Source organism: Agromyces sp. Marseille-P2726, assembly GCF_902809835.1.
In the GTDB taxonomy this organism is placed as follows: Bacteria; Actinomycetota; Actinomycetes; order Actinomycetales; family Microbacteriaceae; genus Agromyces.
This window is the reverse complement of record NZ_CADDWM010000015.1, coordinates 113,967-133,344: the sequence shown is the minus strand read 5'-3', so window position 1 is coordinate 133,344 and position 19,378 is coordinate 113,967. Positions and strand designations below refer to the sequence as shown.

Here is a 19,378-nt window from a genome sequence, read left to right as displayed (position 1 = left end):
ACGATCACGACTTGCCCCTGCGTGGAAGGTGATCGCGCGGGGCCGCGCCGCGACGCTCGGCGCGGTTCGCGAACTCGCGCGCCTGCTCCCGCTCGAAGCGCTGCGCCTGCTGGCGCTGGTCGTACTCGGTGTACGCGTCGACGATGCGGCCCACCAACGAGTGCCGCACGACGTCGTCGCTCGTGAGGCGTGCGAAGTGGATGTCGTCGACGTCCTGCAGGATGCGCGTGACCAACCGGAGCCCGCTGGCGCCGCCCGGAAGGTCGATCTGGGTGATGTCGCCCGTGACGACCATCTTGGAGCCGAACCCGAGTCGGGTGAGGAACATCTTCATCTGCTCGGGCGTCGTGTTCTGCGCCTCGTCGAGCACGACGAACGAATCATTCAGCGTTCTTCCGCGCATGTACGCCAGCGGTGCCACCTCGACGGTGCCTGCAGCGAGGAGCTTCGGCACCATCTCGGGGTCCATCATCTCGTTCAGCGCGTCGTAGAGCGGACGCAGGTAGGGGTCGATCTTGTCGGTGAGCGTGCCGGGCAGGAACCCGAGCCGCTCCCCCGCCTCGACGGCGGGGCGCGTCAGGATGATGCGGTTGACCTCTTTGCGCTGCAGCGCCTGCACGGCCTTCGCCATGGCGAGGTACGTCTTGCCCGTGCCGGCGGGACCGATGCCGAAGACGATCGTGTGGTCGTCGATCGCGTCGACGTACTCGCGTTGGCCCTCGGTCTTCGGTCGGATGGTCTTGCCGCGGGCGGACACGATGACCTGCCCCAGCAGTTCTGATGGCCTGGCGTTGGGATCGGCGTCGAGCATTCGGGCCGAGCTCCTCACTTCGGTGGGCGTCGGATCCTGGCCTGCTCGTACGAGCTCCAGGAGTTCTTCGATGAGACGGCGCACGCGAGTGCGCTCGTCGAGGTCGCCGCGGATCGCGATCTCGTTGCCTCGGACGTGCACCTCCACACCGGGGTACTGGTGCTGGATCGAGGTCAGCAGTCGGTCCTGCGGACCGAGCAGCCGCACCATGGCGACACCGTCGACGCGCAGCCGCTCCTCATCATCGCGAATCGGCTGCGGCTCGGGTGCGTCGAAGGCCTGCGGATCAGCCGGCAAGCGACCCCTCCTCCAAACCGCCCGCGAGGACGTGGGCGCGCACGTGGAACACGGTCTGGCCGGCACCGCCGCCGGGGTTGAACACCAGCCGGAAGTCGCCGTCGGAGAGGTCGGCGGCGACGTCTCGGGCAACGGCGACGAGCTCGGCCAGCAGGGCGGGGTCACCGTTCGCGAGTTCGACGACATCGCGGTAGCGCCCCTGCTTCGGCGTGACGACCACGTGCACGGGGGCTTTCGGCGCGATGTCGTGGAACGCCACGATGCGGTCGGTTTCGGCCACGATGTCGGCGGGAATCTCGCGCGCGGCGATGCGTTCGAAGATCGTGGGCTCGGCACCGGATTCCGTCATCCCCCCATCGTAGCTATGGATGGGTCACCACCGCCCGAGTGCGGTGTTCAGCACCGCGATGGCGGCAGGGCCGGCCGTCGAGGTGCGCAACACCGAGGTCCCGAGTCGCACGGTCTCGGCGCCCGCGGCGACGAGTCGCTCGAGCTCTTCGGGCGCGATGCCTCCCTCGGGACCCACGACGAGCGCGAGATCTCTGGCGTCGGGCTGGACCTCGCTGAGCGGGGTCGTGGCGGTGGGCTCCAGCAGCAGCATCCGGATGCCGGTCAATCGCTCGGGCAGTTCGGCGGTCGTCGCGACCTTCGCAACCGATGGCACGCGCGACCGGATCGACTGCTTCACCGCCTCGCGCACGATCACGCTCCAGCGCTGCCTGCCTTTCTCGGCCTTCGGGCCCTCCCACCGTGAGACGGAGCGAGCCGCCGCCCACGGTACGACGGCGTCGACCCCGAGTTCGGTCGCCGCCTGGACCGCGAGCTCGTCGCGGTCGCCCTTGGCCAGCGCCTGCACGAGCGTGATCCGGATGGCCGGCGGCTCCTCGACGAAAAGCTCCTCGGCCTCGAGCGTGAGGTCACGTGGACCGGTCGCCGTCACGACCCCCTGCACGATCGTGCCGCGCCCGTCGCCGATCGCGATGCGCTCGCCTCGCCGGACCCGGGACACGGTGACGGCGTGCCGCCCCTCGTCGCCTCGGAGCTCGATGATCGTGCCGGGACCGGCGGACGAGAGGTCGAGCGACTCGTCGAGGTAGAGGTGGCTCACCGCGACATCCGCCTAGCCCAGGAATCGGTCGCGCAGACGCGCGAAGAGCCCCTGCTGGAAGTGGCTGAGCTCGGGCGCCGGCGCCTTCTTCGATGCGGCGAACTGCTCGATCAGCTGGCGCTCCTTCGACGACAGCTTCGTCGGGGTGACCACCTGCACGCCGATCTTCAGGTCGCCGCGGCCGGTGCCGCGCAGTCGCGTGACGCCCCGGTCCTTCACCGTGATCACCTCGCCGCTCTGCAGACCGGGTCGGACCTCCACGTCGACGTCGCCGTCGAGCGCGGCCACTCGTGCGGTCGTGCCGAGGATGGCGTCGGTCATCGCGACCTCGAGGGTGCACAGCAGGTCGTCGCCGTTGCGGCTGAAGACCTCGTGGTTGCGCACCTTGATCTCGAGGTACAGGTCGCCGTTCGGGCCGCCCGCGGGACCTGCCTCACCCGAACCCGGCATCTGCAGGCGGACCCCGGTGTCGACGCCGGCGGGAACATCGACCGGCACGGTGCGACGCGCTCGCACGCGGCCCTGGCCCTGGCACGTCACGCAGGGCGTCGCGATGATCGTGCCGTAGCCCCGGCAGGTTCCGCAGGGGCTCGACGTCATGACGTTGCCGAGGAGCGAGCGAACCGAGCGCTGGATCGAGCCGGTGCCATGGCAGATGTCGCAGGTCACGGGCGACGTGCCGGGCTGGCAGCACGAGCCGCGGCAGGTCTCGCAGAGCACGGCCGTGTCGACCTCGATGTCGCGGTGCGTGCCGAAGATGACCTCTTCCAGCCCGATCTCCACGCGGATGAGGGCGTCCTGCCCGCGTTCGCGTCGGGAGCGCGGACCGCGGGTCTGCTGTCCGGCGCCGAAGAACGTCTCGAAGATGTCCCCGAAGCCGCCGAAGCCCTGGCCGTTGAAGCCGCCCTGACCGCCACCGAGGTCGTACTGCCGACGCTGCTGGGGGTCGGACAGCACGTCATAGGCGTGCGTCACCGCCTTGAACCGCTCGGATGCCTCGACACCCGGATTCACGTCGGGGTGCAACTCGCGCGCGAGCCGACGGTACGCCTTCTTGATCTCTTCGGGGGTGGCGTCGCGTGAGACGCCGAGGACCTCGTAATGGTCGGCCACGGAGGGCTTCGTCCTTTCGATTGCCGGCTGCCGTCGGCTTGGCGGCAGCGGGTGGGTCAGTTCTCGCCGAGCGTGCGGGAGAGGTACCGGGCGACGGCGCGAACGGCCGCCATGGTCTGCGAGTAGTCCATACGGGTGGGCCCGACGATGCCGAGCCTGGAGACGTCGCGACCGGGGATCGCGAAGGAACTCGACACGACCGAGGTCTCGCCGAGCCCGTACGGGGCGTTCTCGCGACCGATCCGGACGGCGACGGAGTGCTGCTCGTCGGCCGCCATCTCGCCGAAGAGGCGCAGCAGCACGACCTGCTCCTCGATGGCCTCGATGACCGCGAGGATCGAGCCCGCGAAGTCCTCCTCGGTGCGGACGAGGTTGGCAGCCCCCGCGACGACCAGTCGATCCTGTCGCTGTACCCGTGCCTGCTCGGCGAGTGTCGCCGCCAGGGTGTGCAGGACCTCCGCATGCCGGGGATCGGTGGCAGCGATCTCGCCGGAGAGGGCCTCGGCCGCCTCGGTCATCGTGCGACCGCCGGCGATCTCGTTGAGCCGGACGCGAAGCCCGGCCAGCGTCTCTTCGTCGACCGGCTGCTCGAGCATCGCGAGTCGCTGCTCGACCTGCCCGGAGTCGGTGATGAGCACGCACAGCACGCGATCGGGCGCGAGCTGCACGACCTCGACATGGCGCACTCGGGAGCTGCCGAAGCTCGGGTACTGCACCACGGCGAGCTGCTTGGTGAGTTGCGAGATGAGCCGAACGGTGCGTGCGAGCAGCTCATCGAGGTCGCTCGACTCGCCGAGGAAGGTCTCGATGGCCTGTCGTTGCGCCTGGCTGAGCGGTCGGATCTCGCTGAGCTGGTCGACGAAGACCCGGTAGCCCTTGTCGGTGGGAATACGACCGGACGACGTATGCGGCGCCGCGATCAGCTCCTCCTCCTCGAGGAGGGCCATGTCATTGCGGATCGTCGCGGCCGACACGCCGAATGCGTGCCGCTCGACGATCGACTTGGAGCCGACCGGTTCGCGCGAGGCGACGTAGTCCTGCACGATGGCGCGCAGGACGGCGAGACTGCGTTCGGAGACCATCCACCCCGCCTTCCTGCCGGCTTAGCACTCGATTCGACTGACTGCTAATCATATCGCGAGATCCTGCGTGATCGCCGTTGCCACCCGGGGGTGGCGACGCTACCGTATGGGTACCCCGCGAGTCATGCCCGGCCGGGTCCCCTGCGCCGTCGCGGTTCACCCCCACCGAAGCCCTGAAAGGCGAGCGAGCCATGACCGACCCGAACTTCCAGTCCCCCGATCCGAACGTCCCGCCGGCTCCGCAGCCGCAGCAGCCGGTCGCGGCGGCGCCCCTCACTCCCGAGCAGGACGTGCAGTGGGGCTCCTTCGCGCACCTCGGCGGCGTCCTCGGCTTCCTGCCGTCGCTCATCATCTGGCTGGTCTTCAAGGACCGGGGCTCCTTCACGAGCACCGAGGCGAAGGAGGCGCTGAACTTCCAGATCACCCTCCTCTTCGGCTACGTCATCTCGTGGATCCTGATCATCGTCTTCATCGGCGCGATCCTCATGTGGGCCGTGTGGATCGTCGGGGTCGTGTTCTCGATCATCGCGTTCCTGCAGGCGAAGGACGGCAGGCACTACCGCTACCCCTTCGCCATCCGCCTCATCAAGTAGTCGCCCGGCCCAGCGGCACGGGGTCCGCCCGCGGGGCGTCAATGCTGCCCCAGCGGGCGACTCTGTGCCAGCATGAGATCGACCGAGTCTCGCCGTCAGGACGAGCACGAACAAGGAGACCGAATGTCCGAGACCCCGCCTCCCCCGCCCCCACCGCAGAACCCGTACGAGCAGAGCCGCGCGCTCAGCCCGAACGACGAGAAGCTGTGGGCGACGCTCGTGCACATCGGCGGTATCTTCTTCAGCTTCATCCCCGCCTTGATCGGGTACCTGATCCTGAAGGACAAGGGGCCGTTCGTCCGTGCGCACACCGCGACAGCCCTGAACTTCCAGATCACCATGGCGATCGCCTACGTGGTCGGATACATCCTGATCTTCATCGTCGTCGGCATCTTCGTGCTGATCGCGGTCTGGGTGCTCACGATCATCTTCAGCATCATCGCCGCGGTGAAGGCGAACCAGGGCCAGCCCTACACCTATCCGCTCGCGATCAAGTTCGTGAGCTGATCCGACTCAGTCGTCGAGCAGGCGCCTGACGACCGCGTCCGCGAGCAGCCGTCCTCGCCTGGTGAGCGTCAGCACACCGGCGCGGGCGGCTTTCGCGTCGGCGAGATCGTCGGCGATCAGGCCGGCCACCGCCTCGGGCCCGCCTCCGCCCAGCGATGCGATCTCGACTCCTTCGTTGATGCGCGTGCGGAGCATGATCCGTTCCGTCTCTCGAGCGCGGGTGCCGAGCACTTCCCGGCCGACCGCCGGTGACCGTTCGGCCGTGACACGCTCGGCATAGGCGGCCGGATGCTTCGCATTCCACCAGCGGACACCGCCGATGTGGCTGTGGGCCCCCGGCCCGACGCCCCACCAGTCGTCGCCCCGCCAGTAGCCGAGGTTGTGCCGGGAACGATGCCCAGGCGAGGACGCCCAGTTGCTCACCTCGTACCATTCGTACCCGGCGGCGCCGAGTGCATCGTCGACGTGCTCGTACATGTCGGCCTCGAGGTCGTCGTCGGGTCCCACCAGCTCGCCGCGACGGATCTGCCGGGCCAGCTTCGTGCCTTCCTCGACGATGAGCGCGTAGGCACTCACGTGATCGGGACGCTGCTCGAGGACCGTGTCGACGCTGCGACGCCAGTCGTCGAGCGACTCCCCCGGCGTGCCGTAGATGAGGTCGAGGCTCACATCGAGGCCCGCGTCGCGGGCCCAGCCGACCACGAGCGGAATCCTGGCGGGATCGTGCGTGCGGTCGAGCGCGGCGAGCACGTGCGGAACGGCCGACTGCATGCCGAACGAGATCCGCGTGAAGCCGCCGTCGGCGAGGCGGCGCAGGTCGTCGGGTCCGACCGAGTCGGGGTTCGCCTCGGTGGTGACCTCGGCGCCCGGCACGAGCCCGAGCTCGCCGCGCACCGCCCCGAGCATTCGCACGAGATCGTCGGCCGGAAGGAGGGTCGGCGTCCCCCCGCCGAAGAACACGGTCGAGGCAGAGCGAGCGGGCACGCCAGATGCCGCGAGCACGCGCCGCGACATCCGGATCTCTGCGATCGCGTGGTCGGCGTAGTCGACCTGCCGCGCACCGCGCAGCTCGCTCGCCGTGTAGGTGTTGAAGTCGCAGTAGCCGCATCGCACCCGGCAGAAGGGCACGTGCACGTACACGCCGAAGGCACGGTCGGCTGCGCCGACGGCGGCTGACGGCGGCAGGAGCCCGTCGAGCGGCGCCGGGTCACCGAGCGGAAGCGCCGACCCCACGATCAGCCCGGGAACGCGGGATGCAGCGCGCGCAGCTCGCGCGTGGTGAGCTCGCGCCGCTTCCTTCGCTGCGAGGGTGCGGTCAGAGCATGGATGCCGCCGCGAGTCCGCAGCATCGATCGGATGGTGAGCCAGACGGTGTCATCGTCGCGGTGCTCGAGGATGAACGACTCCTCACCGCTCTCGGGTCCGTCGGCGGTCGTGCCGTAGGCGAAGCCGACTCGGCCGGGTTCGTCGATCACGTACACCACGAGCACCGGAGTGTCACGGCTCCCGAATCGGGTCCTGCGCCGAAGCGTCGCGGTGACGCCGGCCGTGATGTAGGGCGTACCGTCGGCGCCGAAGCGCTGCTCGGTGTGCGGGGCGGGCTGCTCGGCGAGCGGCGTCATGCCATCGGCGTCATAGGCGATGCCCGGGTACTGCGCACCGGTGCCGGCCGATACGTCGACGACCTCGAAGCCGGCGCCCTTCTGCACGCCCCACGTCATCAGCGACTCCGACGCCCGTTCGAATCGCTCGACGCCGCTCCCGAGGCGCACGGAGTCCGCGGCGGGACGATACCCCTCGGGCGGATAGCGCAGGAGGTCGGGCGCGAGCGTCGCGCCGATGGCGCCGTACGTGACCGACTGGTCGGTGAAGGTGCTTCGACGAGTCATCGGGAGAGACCTACTTCTTCTTCGCTTCCTTGCCCTCGGTGTCGCCCGACAGTGCGGCGATGAACGCCTCCTGCGGAACCTCGACGCGGCCCACCATCTTCATGCGCTTCTTGCCCTCCTTCTGCTTCTCGAGGAGCTTGCGCTTGCGGCTGATGTCGCCGCCGTAGCACTTGGCCAGCACGTCCTTGCGCATCGCCCGGATCGATTCGCGGGCGATGATGCGCGCGCCGATGGCCGCCTGGATGGGCACCTCGAACTGCTGCCGCGGGATGAGCTCGCGAAGCCGGCCGGTCATGAGCACGCCGTAGGCGTACGCCTTGTCGCGGTGCACGATCGCGCTGAACGCGTCGACCTGCTCGCCCTGCAGGAGGATGTCGACCTTCACGAGGTCGGCCGCCTGGTCGCCGGCGGGCTCGTAGTCGAGCGACGCGTACCCCGCCGTCTTCGACTTCAGTTGGTCGAAGAAGTCGAACACGATCTCGCCGAGCGGCATGTTGTAGCGGATCTCGACCCGGTCTTCGCCGAGGTACTCCATGCCGAGGAGCGAGCCGCGTCGCGACTGGCAGAGCTCCATGATCGTGCCCACGTAGTCCTTCGGGGCGAGGATGGCGGCCTTCACCATGGGCTCGCGCACCTCGGCGATCTTCGCGCCCGTCGGGAATTCGCTCGGGTTCGTGACCGTCACGGTCTTCTTGTCTTCGGTGGTGACCTCGTAGACCACGCTCGGTGCGGTCGCGATGATGTCGAGTCCGAACTCGCGACGGAGTCGCTCGGTCACGATCTCGAGGTGCAGGAGGCCGAGGAACCCGGCGCGGAAGCCGAAGCCGAGCGCGACCGACGTCTCGGGCTCGTAGACGAGCGCGGCATCCGACAGCTTGAGCTTGTCGAGCGCCTCGCGAAGCTCGGGATAGTCGCTGCCGTCGATCGGATAGAGGCCCGAGTAGACCATCGGCAGCGGCTCGGTGTAACCGGCGAGCGGTTCGGCGGCCGGCTTCACCGCGGTCGTGACCGTGTCGCCGACCTTCGACTGGCGCACGTCCTTCACGCCGGTGATGAGGTAGCCCACCTCGCCCACCCCGAGGCCGTTCGTCGGCGTCGGCTCGGGCGCGCTCACTCCGATCTCGAGGATCTCGTGCGTGGCCTTGGTCGACATCATCTGGATGCGCTCACGAGGATTCAGGTGCCCGTCGACCATGCGCACATAGGTGACCACGCCGCGATAGCTGTCGTACACGGAGTCGAAGATCATCGCCCGCGGTGCGGCATCCGCATTTCCGACCGGAGCCGGGATGCGCTCGACGACTCGGTCGAGCAGGTCTTCGACGCCGACGCCGGTCTTGCCCGACACGCGGAGCACGTCGTCGGGCGAACCGCCGATGAGGTCGGCGAGCTCCTTCGCGTACTTCTCGGGATCGGCGGCCGGCAGGTCGATCTTGTTCAGCACCGGGATGATCTCGAGGTCGTTCTCGAGGGCGAGGTAGAGGTTGGCGAGCGTCTGCGCCTCGATACCCTGCGCCGCGTCGACGAGGAGGATCGCCCCCTCGCACGCCGCGAGCGACCGCGAGACCTCGTAGCTGAAGTCGACGTGGCCCGGCGTGTCGATCATGTTGAGCGCGTACGCCCTGTCGGACACGGCCCACGGCATGCGCACCGCCTGGCTCTTGATGGTGATGCCGCGCTCGCGCTCGAGCTCCATGCGGTCGAGGTACTGCGCGCGCATGTCGCGATCGGACACGACCCCGGTGATCTGCAGCATCCGGTCGGCCAGCGTCGACTTGCCATGGTCGATGTGCGCGATGATGCAGAAGTTGCGGATCAGCGCGGGATCGGTGGCGGCGGGCACCGGGGGGTTGGCGGCTCGTGGGGACATCCTGTCGATTCTCCCATGATTTCGAGACCCGCCTTCGTCTCCCACTTTCGTCGGATGCCGCGCCGCACCCTCGCGACTACGCTGAACTCCACCATGACCGCGATCGACGTGACCGAGCCCCGGGTGGCCCCGTCGGCACTGCGCCCGGTCTTCCTGACCCTCCGGTTCGGGTTGCACCTGCTCGTGGTCGGGCTGACCCTGTTCGTCGTGGTGCGGGCACTGCTGGTCGACGCGCCGGCCGAGGTGCCGATCACCGTCTTCGCGGTCGCATTCCTCGCCTGGTACGGGGCGGGCGTGGCCGCCGCCCACCGCCACCTGCCGACCTGGGCGCGTGTCCTCTGGCTGGCGGCGCTGCTCGCGCTCTGGGTCGCGCTGTCGTACTTCACCCCCGATGCCGCGTTCCTGGCGTTCCCGCTCTTCTTCGTCGAGCTGCACCTGCTGCCCGCCCCGATGGCGGTGCCGCTCGTCGTCATCACGTTCGGCCTGTCGGTCTGGGGCACCGCCACGCACCTGGGCTTCGAGGTGGGCACCATCCTCGGGCCGCTCATCAGTGCCGGCGTCGCGATCGTGATCGGACTCGGGTATCGCGCCATGGCCCAGGAGACCCGCGACCGGCAGGCCCTCATCCTCGACCTGCTCGCGACCCGCGAGGAGCTGGCGGCAGCCAGCCGCGAGGCAGGCACGCTCGCCGAGCGGGAGCGCATCGCCCGTGAGATCCACGACACCGTGGCACAGGGACTCTCGAGCATCCAGATGCTCCTGCACGCCGTCGAGCGCGACGTGGACGATGAACGCACTCGTGAGAAGCTCCGGCTCGCGCGCGAGACCGCGGCCGACAACCTCGGCGAGACACGGCGGTTCATCCGCGAGCTCACGCCTCCGTCGCTCGACGAGCAGACGCTGCCGGCCGCGCTCCGCCGGCTCGTTGCCGCCGTGAACGAGCAGGCCGAACAGGCGGGGGCGCCGATCCGCGCGAGTTTCGGTTTGAGCGGCGATCCGATCGTGCTGCCCATGGCGGTCGACGCGACGGTGCTCCGCATCGCGCAGGGCGCGTTCGCGAATGTGCTGCGTCACTCGGATGCCGCGAGAGCCGAGCTCACGCTCAGCTATCTCGACGGCGAGGTCGCGCTCGACGTCGTCGACGACGGCGTGGGCTTCGACCCGCTGATCGCACGGCACGCGGAGGACGAGGGCGTCGCCTTCGGCATACGGGCGATGCGGGAACGTGCCGAACACCTGGGCGGACGACTCGTGATCGAGACGAGCCCGGGCGATGGGACCGCTGTCTCGGTTCGGATCCCCGTGGGGGCGCCATGATCCGGCTCCTGCTCACCGACGATCACCCCGTCGTGCGGGCCGGCATCCGCGCGCTCCTCGAGTCGGAGCCCGATCTCGAGGTCGTCGCCGAAGCCCCGACCGCCGAGGACGCTGTACGTCTCGCCGCGGCATCCGACGTCGATCTCGTGCTGATGGACCTGCAGTTCCCAGGTGCGCTGCAGGGCGTCGAGGCCACTCGGCGGATCCGTTCCCTCGACGGCGCGCCGCGCGTCCTGGTGCTCACGAACTACGACACCGACGCCGACATCCTCGGCGCCATCGAGGCGGGCGCGAGCGGGTACCTGCTGAAGGATGCCCCGCCCGCCGAGCTGGTCGCGGCCGTGCGCGCCGCGGCGATCGGGGAATCGGCGCTCGCGCCGGGTGTCTCGTCGCGGCTCGACGCGTCGCTCGGCAGAGCCGAACGGCTCACGGTGCGCGAGGCCGAGGTGCTGTCGCTCGTGGCCGAGGGCCGGTCGAACCGCGACATCGGCCGAGCGCTGTTCCTCAGCGAGGCGACGGTGAAGTCGCACCTCGTGCACATCTTCGCGAAACTGGGCGTCGGCTCCCGCACCGCCGCCGTGGCTCGGGCGCGCGAGCTCGGGGCGATCAGGGCGGGTTGACGGATGCCGCGCGCCCGCGTCGTGCTCGTGCACGGACTCCGCACCTCGGCCACCATGTGGCGGAGGCAGCTCACGACGCTCGCCCGCCACGACATCGACGCCATCGCGATCGACCTTCCCGGCCACGGGTCCCGCATCGACGACCCGTTCACCCTCCACGATGCGATCCGCGCGCTGGACACCGCGCTGCCGGCACGCGATCCCTCGTCGAGGCGGTCGACCCCGACGCTGCCCGTCGGGCTGAGCCTCGGCGGGTACCTCGCCATCGAGTTCGCGGGGCGGCATCCCGACCGCATCGACGGACTCGTCGCGGCGGCATGCGGAACTCGGCCCCGTGGGGCGGGCCTCGCCGGCTACCGCAGGCTCGCCGCGCTCATCGGCCGGCTGCCCGACCGTGGCAGGGCCATGAACGACGCGATGGTGCGCCTCTTCCTCCGCGGTGACGCGGTCGACGACGTGCTCGCCGGCGGCGTCGCGCTCGATGTCATGGCGCCGGCGCTGACCGCGGTCGGCGAGCTCGACCCCGAGGCGGCCCTCGCCAGGATCGACGTGCCGGTCTGGTTCGTCAACGGCCGTTTCGACCACTTCCGGATCGAGGAGCGACGGATGTTGCGCGCCGCCCCGCGTGGGCGACTCGTCGTGGTCCCCGGCGCGACGCACCTCGTGAGCCTCACCCGGCCCGACGACTTCACGGCGGTCATCCTGGGCGCCGTTGCCGAGCTCCAGGCACATGCAGGCCGCAGGCAACGGGAGAGAAACGGCTGATGCCGGGTCTCACGGTGAGCCGGTCCGGATTCCCGAGCGGCGCGTCGTCGCTCGGGACCCATGCGGGCGCGTGAGCCGCCGCGGTGCTCGCTTTGGAGACGTCGGCACCCTGCTGGTATCGTTGCCTGTTGGCTTCCGTGTGGGTCCCACCCCGCACGATTCGCCGGCGAGGCCCCTCTACCTCCGCCCGGCACATCCGGTACCCGCACGAACGAAAGACGAACCACGTGGCAAACATCAAGTCGCAGATCAAGCGCATCCGCACCAACCAGAAGGCGACGGAGCGCAACAAGGCGGTCAAGAGCGAGGTCCGCAGCGCCGTCCGCGCCACGCGCGAGGCGATCGCGGCCGGCGACAAGGAGAAGGCGACGGCCGCCCTTCGCGTCGCGACCCGCAAGCTCGACAAGGCCGCCGGCAAGGGCGTCATCCACAAGAACCAGGCCGCGAACCGCAAGTCCGCGATCGCCAAGCAGGTCGCCGCGCTCTGACGCGACGCACTTGCGACAGAAGGCCCCGCACCGATGGTGCGGGGCCTTCTGCGTTCCTGCGTTCGAGAGTCGTCAGGTCACTCGGGGCTTCGCACCTTCGCGTCACGCATGCTCGCGACCCCGCGCGGAGATGATGCCGATGAGGCGCTCCAGGGCGAACACGGGGTCGCGCTCGGCGCCCTTCACGGCCGCGTCGGCCGCCGCCAGCGCCTGGATGGCCCGGCCGAGGCCTTCATCGCTCCATCCCGCGAGATCGCGTCGGGCCCGGTCGACCTGCCACGGGGCGAGCCCGAGCGAGGATGCGACCTGAGGGCCGCCGCCCCGGACTCCGGACACCTTCGCCATCGTGCGGACCTTCATCGCGAACGCGGCGACGATCGGCACCGGGTCGGCACCGCTGTCGAGTGCGTGTCGCAGGGCGATGAGCGCATCACCGTGACGCCCCGCTATCGCGGAGTCGGCCACCGCGAAGGCGTTCGTGTCGACACGACCGCCGTAGTATCGGGCGACCACCTCTTCGCTGACGTCACCGGGCGCGTCGGCGATGAGCTGGCGGCACGCCGCCGAAAGCTCGGCCAGGTCATCGCTGAACGCGGCGACGAGTGCCCGGAGGGCCCTGGGGTTCACGCTGCGCCCCGCCGCGCGGAACTCGGCCGCGACGAACTCCTGCTTCTCGACGTCTCGCTTCAGTTCGGCGCAGACGATCTCGATGCCGCCGCCGGTGCCGGCCCGGATTGCATCGAGGAGCTTCTTGCCCCGCTGACCACCGGTGTGGCGCAGGACGAGTGTGGTCGACTCTGCGGTCTGCTCGAGGTACTCCATCGCGTCGATGAGGAAGTCGTCGCTCGCGCGCTCGACGGCGTTCACCCGGATCAGTCGCGGCTCGCCGAAGAGCGACGGGCTCGCGAGCGTGAGCAGCTCTCCGCGGCGATAGCCATCGGCCTCGAGGTCGCTCACCTCGAGGGCCGGGTCGTCGGCGCGAAGAGCTTCTCGCAGCATGGCGCTCGCTCGCTCGGCGAGCACCTGCTCGGGCCCGGAGATGAGGACGACGGGGGCTGGTCGCACCTGGTTCCACGACAACTGCGGAATCGTCGCCTTCGAACGCGTCGCCGCGCCTGTTCGTGCCGCCACCGCACCTCCCGTTCCGTTCGAGTCTAGGGGCGGGGTCCGACCTCGGTGCCCGAGCGTTCGCTCCACAGTCTGAACACCCCATCGCCCTCGGCGGTCAGCACGGCAGTTCCCGACCGGTCGGTGCGAAGCGCCGTCGTCCCCGAGGAGCGCAGCAGGTCGAGCAGGCGTTCAGTGGGGTGACCGTACCCGTTGTCGCGTCCCACGCCGATGATCCCCACGGCCGCACCGACCTGGTGGTACAGGCGGGCGCTCTGGTCGGCGGAACCGTGATGCGCAACCTTCACCAGGTCGGCCCGCTGCACCTCGGTGGACCGGAGCAGCCGTGCCTGCGCCTCCTCGCCCAGGTCGCCGAGCAGCAGCATCCGGTAGTCCGCGGCGTCGACCTCGAGGACGACGCTCGCGTCATTGCCCGGCGCGAGGCCGGGTCGCGGCCAGAGCACCCGCCAGTACGCGTCGCCGACGAGGCCACCATGCCCGGCCAGCACCTCGACCACCTCCGCTCCCGAACGAACGAGGGGCCCGAGCGCTCGATCGGAGCGGGCCCCGTCGAGTGGTCCGTGCACCACGACCTCGACGCGCCCGGCGATCGCCGCCGCTCCCCCGACGTGATCGGCATCCCAGTGCGTGAGCACGAGCAGATCGACCCGCTCCACGCCGAGCAGTGCGAGGCACTGGTCGAGCGCGGCCGGATCGGGCCCGGTGTCGACGAGGGCCGTCTCGCCGGCGGACCGGATCAGGACCGCGTCACCCTGACCGACATCGCATGAGGCCACGTCCCACTCCGGCGGCCGAGTCGCGCTCCCGATCACCGGAGCGACGAGCGAAGATCCGACCGGAACCGCGACGACGATGGCCAGTGCGAACGCAGCCACCGCACGGGCCGCTCGGCGACGCTGATCGCCGAGCACCAGCCAGAGGGCGAGTGCCGTGCCGGCGCCGAGCAGCAGGGCTCCCGGGGCATCGGGCAGCCATGGCAATCGCCCGCCGGGGAGCGCGGCGGCCCCGTGCGCGACAACGGCGATCCACGACGCCGGCAGCCATGCCAACTGCAGGAAGGCCGTTCCCACCGACGGCAGCACCGGCAGCACGAGGCATCCGAGCATCCCGATCACCGTGCCGACCGGGGCCGCGGGCGCGGCGAGCAGGTTCGCCGCCACACCATAGACGGCGATCGCCGGGTCGAGCAGCACGAGCACGGGCTGACACGCCAGCTGGGCGGCCAGGGGAACACCGAGGGCGATCGCGAGCGGCACGGGCATCACCCGCGCCATTCGCGCCGACAGCGGCCCCGCGAGCAGCAGGAGTCCCGCCGTGGCGGCGGCGGAGAGCGCGAATCCGTAGTCCCTCGAGAACCAGGGGTCGGCGACGAGAAGCCCCGACACCGCGACCGAGAGTGCGGCCACGCCACCACCCGGCCGGCCGGCCGCGATCGCGATGAGCACGACGATCGCCATGACGCCCGCGCGTACGACGCTCGGCTGCGGTGTCACGAGTGCGACGAACCCCACCAGCGCCGCCATCGCCACGACGACGCGAGCAGCGCGTGGGAGGCGGAGCAGTGCCGCGAGCCCGAACGCCGCCGCGGTGACGATCGCACAGTTGGCTCCCGAAACGGCGGTCAGGTGGCTGAGCGAACTCGCCTTCATCGCCGCATCGAGCTCGGCGTCGACCGCAGTCGTGTCGCCGATCGCCAGCCCGGGGACGAGCGCCCCGCCATCGCCGCCCAGGCCGGCAGCGGCATCCGCGAATCCATGGCGAAGGACCGCCGCCCAGGCCAACCACGGTGGCGGAGGCTCGACACGAACCTCACCGCCGGCCCGGAGCCGGAAGCCGCTCTCCTCCTCGGCGGGCAGCGTCGACGAGCGCGCGTCGAAGGCGACGCGGCCGCCGAGCTCGATGCGGCCCGAGCGCCCCGGGAGCGTCGTCGTGACCGCCACCGCCGCGACGTCCGCACCGTCGACCGAGACGAGCCGCCCGTCGACACGGACGCTCCGTTCCTCGGGGGTCTCACCCCAGCCGGCGCCCCGCATGAGACGCGGCGCCGCCACGACATCGACGACGACGTGCACCGTCTGCCCGGCATGAGCGGCCGCGGTCAACGGGGACTGCGCGCGCTGTTCGAGCCCGGATGCAGCGGACGACGTCACCAGCGCCGCCGCCGCCAGTGCGACGACCACGGCGGGGCCGTTGCGGACGAGCCGGGCGGCGATGACCGTGGAACGGTCGATGGCATCGGCGCGCCGCGGCCCACCCCGCCGCACGACCGTGCCGACCATCAGCGCGAGCACGGCCAGCCCGCTCGCCCAGAGCGCCCACGACATCGCCCGCGCGCCGAGCCACGGATCCGGCGCCCAAACCGCCCACCATGCGGCGGACCACGCCACCGCGGCAGGCAGCAGCAGCCGGAGGTCGCGCACCTACAGCGTGACCTTGTCGGCGAGCCCCGAGAACACGGCATCGCCGATGCCGGCGACATCGAGCAGCTGATCGACGCTCGTGAACGGGCCGTTCGCCTCCCGCCAATCGATGATGCGCTGCGCGAGCGCCGGCCCGATGCGGGGCAGCGTGTCGAGCGCTGCGACATCGGCGGTGTTCAGGTGCACGAGCCCGTCGCCGGCACCCGCGGCCGTGCCATCGGGGGCGGGCGGCGGCGCCTCGCCGAGGGCGAGCACGACCAACTGCTCGCCGTCGACGACCGGTCGAGCGAGGTTGACTCCGGCGGGATCGGCCTCGGCCGTGAACCCGCCCGCGGCCGCGACCGCGTCGACGACGCGCGCCCCCGCGGCGAGTTCCACGAGCCCCGGCTCTGCGACGGCACCGAGCACATGCACCAGCAGCGGCTCGCTGCTGACGATCGCGCGGTCGCCCGGAAGTGCAGTCGCGGGAGCTTGCGCGTCGAATCGAGCGACGACGCCCTGGTCGCCGCCCCCCGCCGCGGAGAACGACAGGGCCGCCGCGACCGCGACGCACGCGAGGAAGAGCACGACCGAGGCGCCGACCGCGATCCGCGTGCGAGGAGCGGCGCGACGTGCCGATGGTGCGAGCGCGTCGAGCGGGTCGGGTCGCTGGCTCGCGGGCATGCCGGCACGCTACCGAGCGGGTGCCCGCGGATCCTGCCGGGTCGACGGTACCGGCACCCCGCGAGCCCGGGCCGTCGCCTGTGGAGGAGGAGTGTCAGCGGCGCGTGGCGATGTTCACGAGCCGCGGCGCGCGCACGATCACGTTCACGATCTCGCGCTCGCCGACGGCACGTGCGACGCCCGTCGACGCTCGGGCGAGGGTCTCGAGCTCCTCGACGGAGATCTTCGGCGAGACATCCAGCCGGTCGCGCACCTTGCCGTCGACCTGCACGATCGCGGTGACCGAGTCCTCGACGAGCAGGGCCGGGTCGGCCTTGCGCCACGGCACGAGTGCGACGGTGGGTTCGTAGCCCAGGCGCTGCCACATGTCTTCCGCGGTGTACGGCGCGAACAGGTCGAGGATCATCGCGGTCACCTCGGCGGCCTCGCGCACCGCGGCATCGGCAGGCCCGGCCCCCGAGTCGATGACCTTCCGCGTCGCGTTCACGAGCTCCATCAGGCGAGCGACCACGACATTGAACTTGAACGCCTCCACGAGTTGCGGGGCGTCGGCGAGCAGGCGATGCGTCATGCGACGCAGCGACACGTCACCGGTCTTCCACTCCACATCGGGACTCGATGCGACCTCGCCAGAGATGCGCCAGGCGCGGGCCAGGAACTTCGCCGCACCGACGGGCGAGACGTCGGCCCAGTCGATGTCCTCCTCGGGCGGACCGGCGAATGCGAGCGTCACGCGCAGGGCATCGGCACCGTGTGCGGCGAGCTCGGTCGCGAACTCGACGAGGTTGCCCTTCGATTTCGACATCTTCGCGCCGTTCATGATGACCATGCCCTGGTTCAGCAGCGAGGTGAACGGCTCGGTGAAGCTCAGGTAGCCGTGGTCGAAGAGCACCTTGGTGATGAACCGCGAGTACAGCAGATGGAGGATGGCGTGCTCGACCCCGCCGACGTACTGGTCGACGGGCATCCACTTCTCGGCCTCGGCGACGTCGAACGCCTTGGTCTCGTCGTTCGGGTTCAAGTAGCGCAGGTAGTACCAGGAGCTGTCGACGAACGTGTCCATCGTGTCGGAATCGCGCTTGGCCGGGCCGCCGCAGTTCGGGCAGGCGACGTTCACCCAGCTCTCGGCGGCTCCGAGCGGGCTCGTGCCCTTCGGCTTCAGGTCGAGACCTGCAGCATCGGGCAGCCGAACCGGAAGCTCGTTCTCGGGCACCGGGACCTCACCGCACTCGGCGCAGTGGATGATCGGAATGGGGGTTCCCCAATAGCGCTGACGGGAGATGAGCCAGTCGCGCAGGCGGAAGTTCTTCGACGCACGCCCGAGTCCGCGCTGCTCGAGGATCTCGATGACGCGTCGGATCGCGTTCGTCTTCGACAGCCCGTCGAGCGGCCCCGAATTGACGAGACGGCCGTCACCGGCCAGGGCCACCCCGGTCGAAGCCGGATCGAGCGTCTCCACGTCGTCGGGCAGCACCGGATCGCCGTGCTCGTCGAGCGGGATCACCGGCACCACGCCGGTGACCGGTGCATTCGTATCAACCACGACGCGGATCGGCAGCCCGAACGTGCGAGCGAAATCGAGGTCGCGCTGGTCGTGGGCAGGCACCGCCATGATCGCGCCGTGACCGTAATCGGCCAGCACGTAGTCGGCCGCCCAGATCGGCAGCCGCTCGCCGTTCACCGGGTTGATCGCATACCGCTCGAGGAATACGCCGGTCTTCGGCCGCTCGGTCGACAGGCGATCGATATCGCTCTCGGCGCGCACCGAGTCGAGGTAGTCGTTGAACCGGACCTTGACCTCGTCGGATGCCCCGTCAGCGAGCTCGGCAGCGAGCTCGGCGTCGGCGGCCACGACCATGAAGGTGGCCCCGTAGAGCGTGTCGGGTCGTGTCGTGAAGACCGTCACGGGCTCCTCGCGCCCCTCGATCTGGAAGTCGACGTCGGCGCCCGAGGATCGACCGATCCAGTTGCGCTGCATCGAGATGACCTTCGACGGCCATGCTCCCTCGAGCTGGTTCAAGTCATCGAGGAGTCGGTCGGCGTAGTCGGTCACTCGGAAGTACCACTGCGTGAGCGACTTCTTGGTGACGACGAACCCGCAGCGTTCGCAGTGCCCGTCGATGACCTGCTCGTTGGCGAGCACGGTCTGATCGTTCGGGCACCAGTTGACCATTCCGGCCTTGCGGTACGCGATGCCCTTCTCGTAGAGCTTCAGGAACAGCCACTGGTTCCATCGGTAGTACTCGGGATCGCTCGTGTGAAGCTCTCGCGACCAGTCGAACGACGGCGCGTACTGGCGGAACGACCGCTTCTGCTGCTCGATGTTCTGGTAGGTCCATCCTCGGGGGTCGACGCCGCGCTTGATGGCGGCGTTCTCGGCGGGAAGCCCGAACGAGTCCCAGCCGACGGGGTGCAACACGTCGAAGCCCTGGTGCCGCCAGTAGCGGGCGACGATGTCGCCGAAGCCGAAGGCCTCAGCGTGGCCCATGTGGAGGTCACCCGACGGATACGGGAACATGTCGAGGATGTACTTGCGGGGCTTCGTGTCGCCCGGCAGTCCGGCCCGGAACGGCTGGAGCTCTTCCCACACGGGCAGCCACTTCGCCTGGATCGCCGCGAAGTCGTAGGCGCCGTGGTCGGCGCGGGACTGGTCGTGATCGTGTGCCACGTGACTCTCAATCGTGTCGCTGCGGTCGAATCCGCACAT

18 protein-coding genes are annotated in these 19,378 nt (G+C 70.0%); 6 read left to right on the top strand and 12 right to left on the bottom strand.

All coding sequences use genetic code 11. The annotated features are described in order from the left end of the window. Positions 1-4 precede the first annotated feature (4 nt). The 5 genes from HUS56_RS13235 to hrcA form a co-directional block, all read right to left on the bottom strand. Positions 5-1,021, bottom strand: a complete 1,017-nt coding sequence (locus HUS56_RS13235; protein WP_173924594.1) for a PhoH family protein — start codon at positions 1,019-1,021, stop codon at positions 5-7. Between the two features lie 76 nt (positions 1,022-1,097). Beyond that, entirely contained in the window at positions 1,098-1,457 is a 360-nt protein-coding gene (locus HUS56_RS13230) for an HIT domain-containing protein (RefSeq protein WP_173923909.1), read from the bottom strand. Positions 1,458-1,481: 24 nt separating this feature from the next. Further along, the gene (locus HUS56_RS13225) at positions 1,482-2,216 is read right to left on the bottom strand and encodes a 16S rRNA (uracil(1498)-N(3))-methyltransferase (protein ID WP_173923908.1); all 735 of its coding nucleotides are present in this window, start codon (positions 2,214-2,216) and stop codon (positions 1,482-1,484) included. A 12-nt stretch (positions 2,217-2,228) separates the two neighbouring features. Further along, positions 2,229-3,329 (bottom strand): molecular chaperone DnaJ, encoded by a 1,101-nt coding sequence (gene dnaJ / locus HUS56_RS13220; RefSeq protein ID WP_173923907.1) that lies wholly within the window; start codon positions 3,327-3,329, stop codon positions 2,229-2,231. A gap of 56 nt (positions 3,330-3,385) precedes the next feature. After that, positions 3,386-4,411 carry a heat-inducible transcriptional repressor HrcA gene (hrcA, locus tag HUS56_RS13215; protein ID WP_173923906.1) on the bottom strand — a complete coding sequence of 342 codons (1,026 nt, stop codon included), beginning with the start codon at positions 4,409-4,411 and terminating at the stop codon, positions 3,386-3,388. Between the two features lie 191 nt (positions 4,412-4,602). Between hrcA and HUS56_RS13210 the strand changes: the two genes are divergently transcribed. Beyond that, entirely contained in the window at positions 4,603-5,004 is a 402-nt protein-coding gene (locus HUS56_RS13210; RefSeq protein WP_173923905.1) for a DUF4870 domain-containing protein, read from the top strand. A 123-nt stretch (positions 5,005-5,127) separates the two neighbouring features. Next, entirely contained in the window at positions 5,128-5,511 is a 384-nt protein-coding gene (locus HUS56_RS13205) for a DUF4870 domain-containing protein (RefSeq protein ID WP_173923904.1), read from the top strand. 6 nt (positions 5,512-5,517) lie between these two features. Here HUS56_RS13205 and hemW read toward each other — a convergent pair whose 3' ends face one another. The 3 genes from hemW to lepA are packed head-to-tail and all read right to left on the bottom strand — an operon-like array spanning position 5,518 to position 9,270. Beyond that, positions 5,518-6,744, bottom strand: coding sequence for a radical SAM family heme chaperone HemW (gene hemW / locus HUS56_RS13200; protein WP_173923903.1), 1,227 nt, complete (start codon positions 6,742-6,744; stop codon positions 5,518-5,520). A gap of 2 nt (positions 6,745-6,746) precedes the next feature. After that, positions 6,747-7,400, bottom strand: a complete 654-nt coding sequence (locus HUS56_RS13195; RefSeq protein WP_173923902.1) for a DUF1990 family protein — start codon at positions 7,398-7,400, stop codon at positions 6,747-6,749. Positions 7,401-7,410: 10 nt separating this feature from the next. Then, positions 7,411-9,270 carry a translation elongation factor 4 gene (lepA, locus tag HUS56_RS13190; protein WP_173923901.1) on the bottom strand — a complete coding sequence of 620 codons (1,860 nt, stop codon included), beginning with the start codon at positions 9,268-9,270 and terminating at the stop codon, positions 7,411-7,413. 93 nt (positions 9,271-9,363) lie between these two features. On the opposite strand from lepA, the gene HUS56_RS13185 reads away from it, so the two are divergent. The 4 genes from HUS56_RS13185 (at position 9,364) to rpsT (ending at position 12,460) form a co-directional block, all read left to right on the top strand. Next, positions 9,364-10,587: a sensor histidine kinase gene (locus tag HUS56_RS13185; RefSeq protein ID WP_254431458.1), complete on the top strand. Its 1,224-nt coding sequence runs from the start codon at positions 9,364-9,366 to the stop codon at positions 10,585-10,587. Then, positions 10,584-11,207: a response regulator transcription factor gene (locus HUS56_RS13180; RefSeq protein WP_173923900.1), complete on the top strand. Its 624-nt coding sequence runs from the start codon at positions 10,584-10,586 to the stop codon at positions 11,205-11,207. The genes HUS56_RS13185 and HUS56_RS13180 overlap by 4 nt, the downstream gene beginning before the upstream one ends. A gap of 3 nt (positions 11,208-11,210) precedes the next feature. Then, positions 11,211-11,972 (top strand): alpha/beta fold hydrolase, encoded by a 762-nt coding sequence (locus HUS56_RS13175; RefSeq protein ID WP_173923899.1) that lies wholly within the window; start codon positions 11,211-11,213, stop codon positions 11,970-11,972. Between the two features lie 227 nt (positions 11,973-12,199). Next, on the top strand, positions 12,200-12,460 hold the full coding sequence (rpsT, locus tag HUS56_RS13170; RefSeq protein ID WP_173923898.1) for a 30S ribosomal protein S20: 261 nt from the start codon (positions 12,200-12,202) through the stop codon (positions 12,458-12,460). Between the two features lie 102 nt (positions 12,461-12,562). On the opposite strand, the gene holA is transcribed toward rpsT, so the two are convergent. The 4 genes from holA to leuS form a co-directional block, all read right to left on the bottom strand. After that, positions 12,563-13,591: a DNA polymerase III subunit delta gene (gene holA, locus HUS56_RS13165; RefSeq protein ID WP_173923897.1), complete on the bottom strand. Its 1,029-nt coding sequence runs from the start codon at positions 13,589-13,591 to the stop codon at positions 12,563-12,565. A 23-nt stretch (positions 13,592-13,614) separates the two neighbouring features. Then, complete coding sequence (locus HUS56_RS13160; RefSeq protein ID WP_173923896.1) at positions 13,615-16,008, bottom strand: ComEC/Rec2 family competence protein; 2,394 nt, start codon at positions 16,006-16,008, stop codon at positions 13,615-13,617. Continuing rightward, a complete protein-coding gene (locus tag HUS56_RS13155; RefSeq protein WP_173923895.1) occupies positions 16,009-16,671 on the bottom strand; it encodes a ComEA family DNA-binding protein in 663 nt (220 codons plus the stop codon). Positions 16,672-16,765: 94 nt separating this feature from the next. Further along, a complete protein-coding gene (gene leuS / locus HUS56_RS13150) occupies positions 16,766-19,339 on the bottom strand; it encodes a leucine--tRNA ligase (protein WP_254431457.1) in 2,574 nt (857 codons plus the stop codon). Positions 19,340-19,378 lie beyond the last annotated feature (39 nt).

Excerpts from the sequence above, each read along its gene's own strand:
- HUS56_RS13235 (WP_173924594.1), bottom strand. The coding sequence starts at position 1,021 with ATGGTGCGGCTGCTCGGTCCGCAGGACCGACTGCTGACCTCGATCCAG.
- HUS56_RS13230 (WP_173923909.1), bottom strand. The coding sequence starts at position 1,457 with ATGACGGAATCCGGTGCCGAGCCCACGATCTTCGAACGCATCGCCGCG.
- hrcA (WP_173923906.1), bottom strand. The coding sequence starts at position 4,411 with ATGGTCTCCGAACGCAGTCTCGCCGTCCTGCGCGCCATCGTGCAGGAC.
- HUS56_RS13210 (WP_173923905.1), top strand. The coding sequence starts at position 4,603 with ATGACCGACCCGAACTTCCAGTCCCCCGATCCGAACGTCCCGCCGGCT.
- HUS56_RS13205 (WP_173923904.1), top strand. The coding sequence starts at position 5,128 with ATGTCCGAGACCCCGCCTCCCCCGCCCCCACCGCAGAACCCGTACGAG.
- HUS56_RS13195 (WP_173923902.1), bottom strand. The coding sequence starts at position 7,400 with ATGACTCGTCGAAGCACCTTCACCGACCAGTCGGTCACGTACGGCGCC.
- lepA (WP_173923901.1), bottom strand. The coding sequence starts at position 9,270 with ATGTCCCCACGAGCCGCCAACCCCCCGGTGCCCGCCGCCACCGATCCC.
- HUS56_RS13185 (WP_254431458.1), top strand. The coding sequence starts at position 9,364 with ATGACCGCGATCGACGTGACCGAGCCCCGGGTGGCCCCGTCGGCACTG.
- HUS56_RS13180 (WP_173923900.1), top strand. The coding sequence starts at position 10,584 with ATGATCCGGCTCCTGCTCACCGACGATCACCCCGTCGTGCGGGCCGGC.
- HUS56_RS13175 (WP_173923899.1), top strand. The coding sequence starts at position 11,211 with ATGCCGCGCGCCCGCGTCGTGCTCGTGCACGGACTCCGCACCTCGGCC.
- HUS56_RS13155 (WP_173923895.1), bottom strand. The coding sequence starts at position 16,671 with ATGCCCGCGAGCCAGCGACCCGACCCGCTCGACGCGCTCGCACCATCG.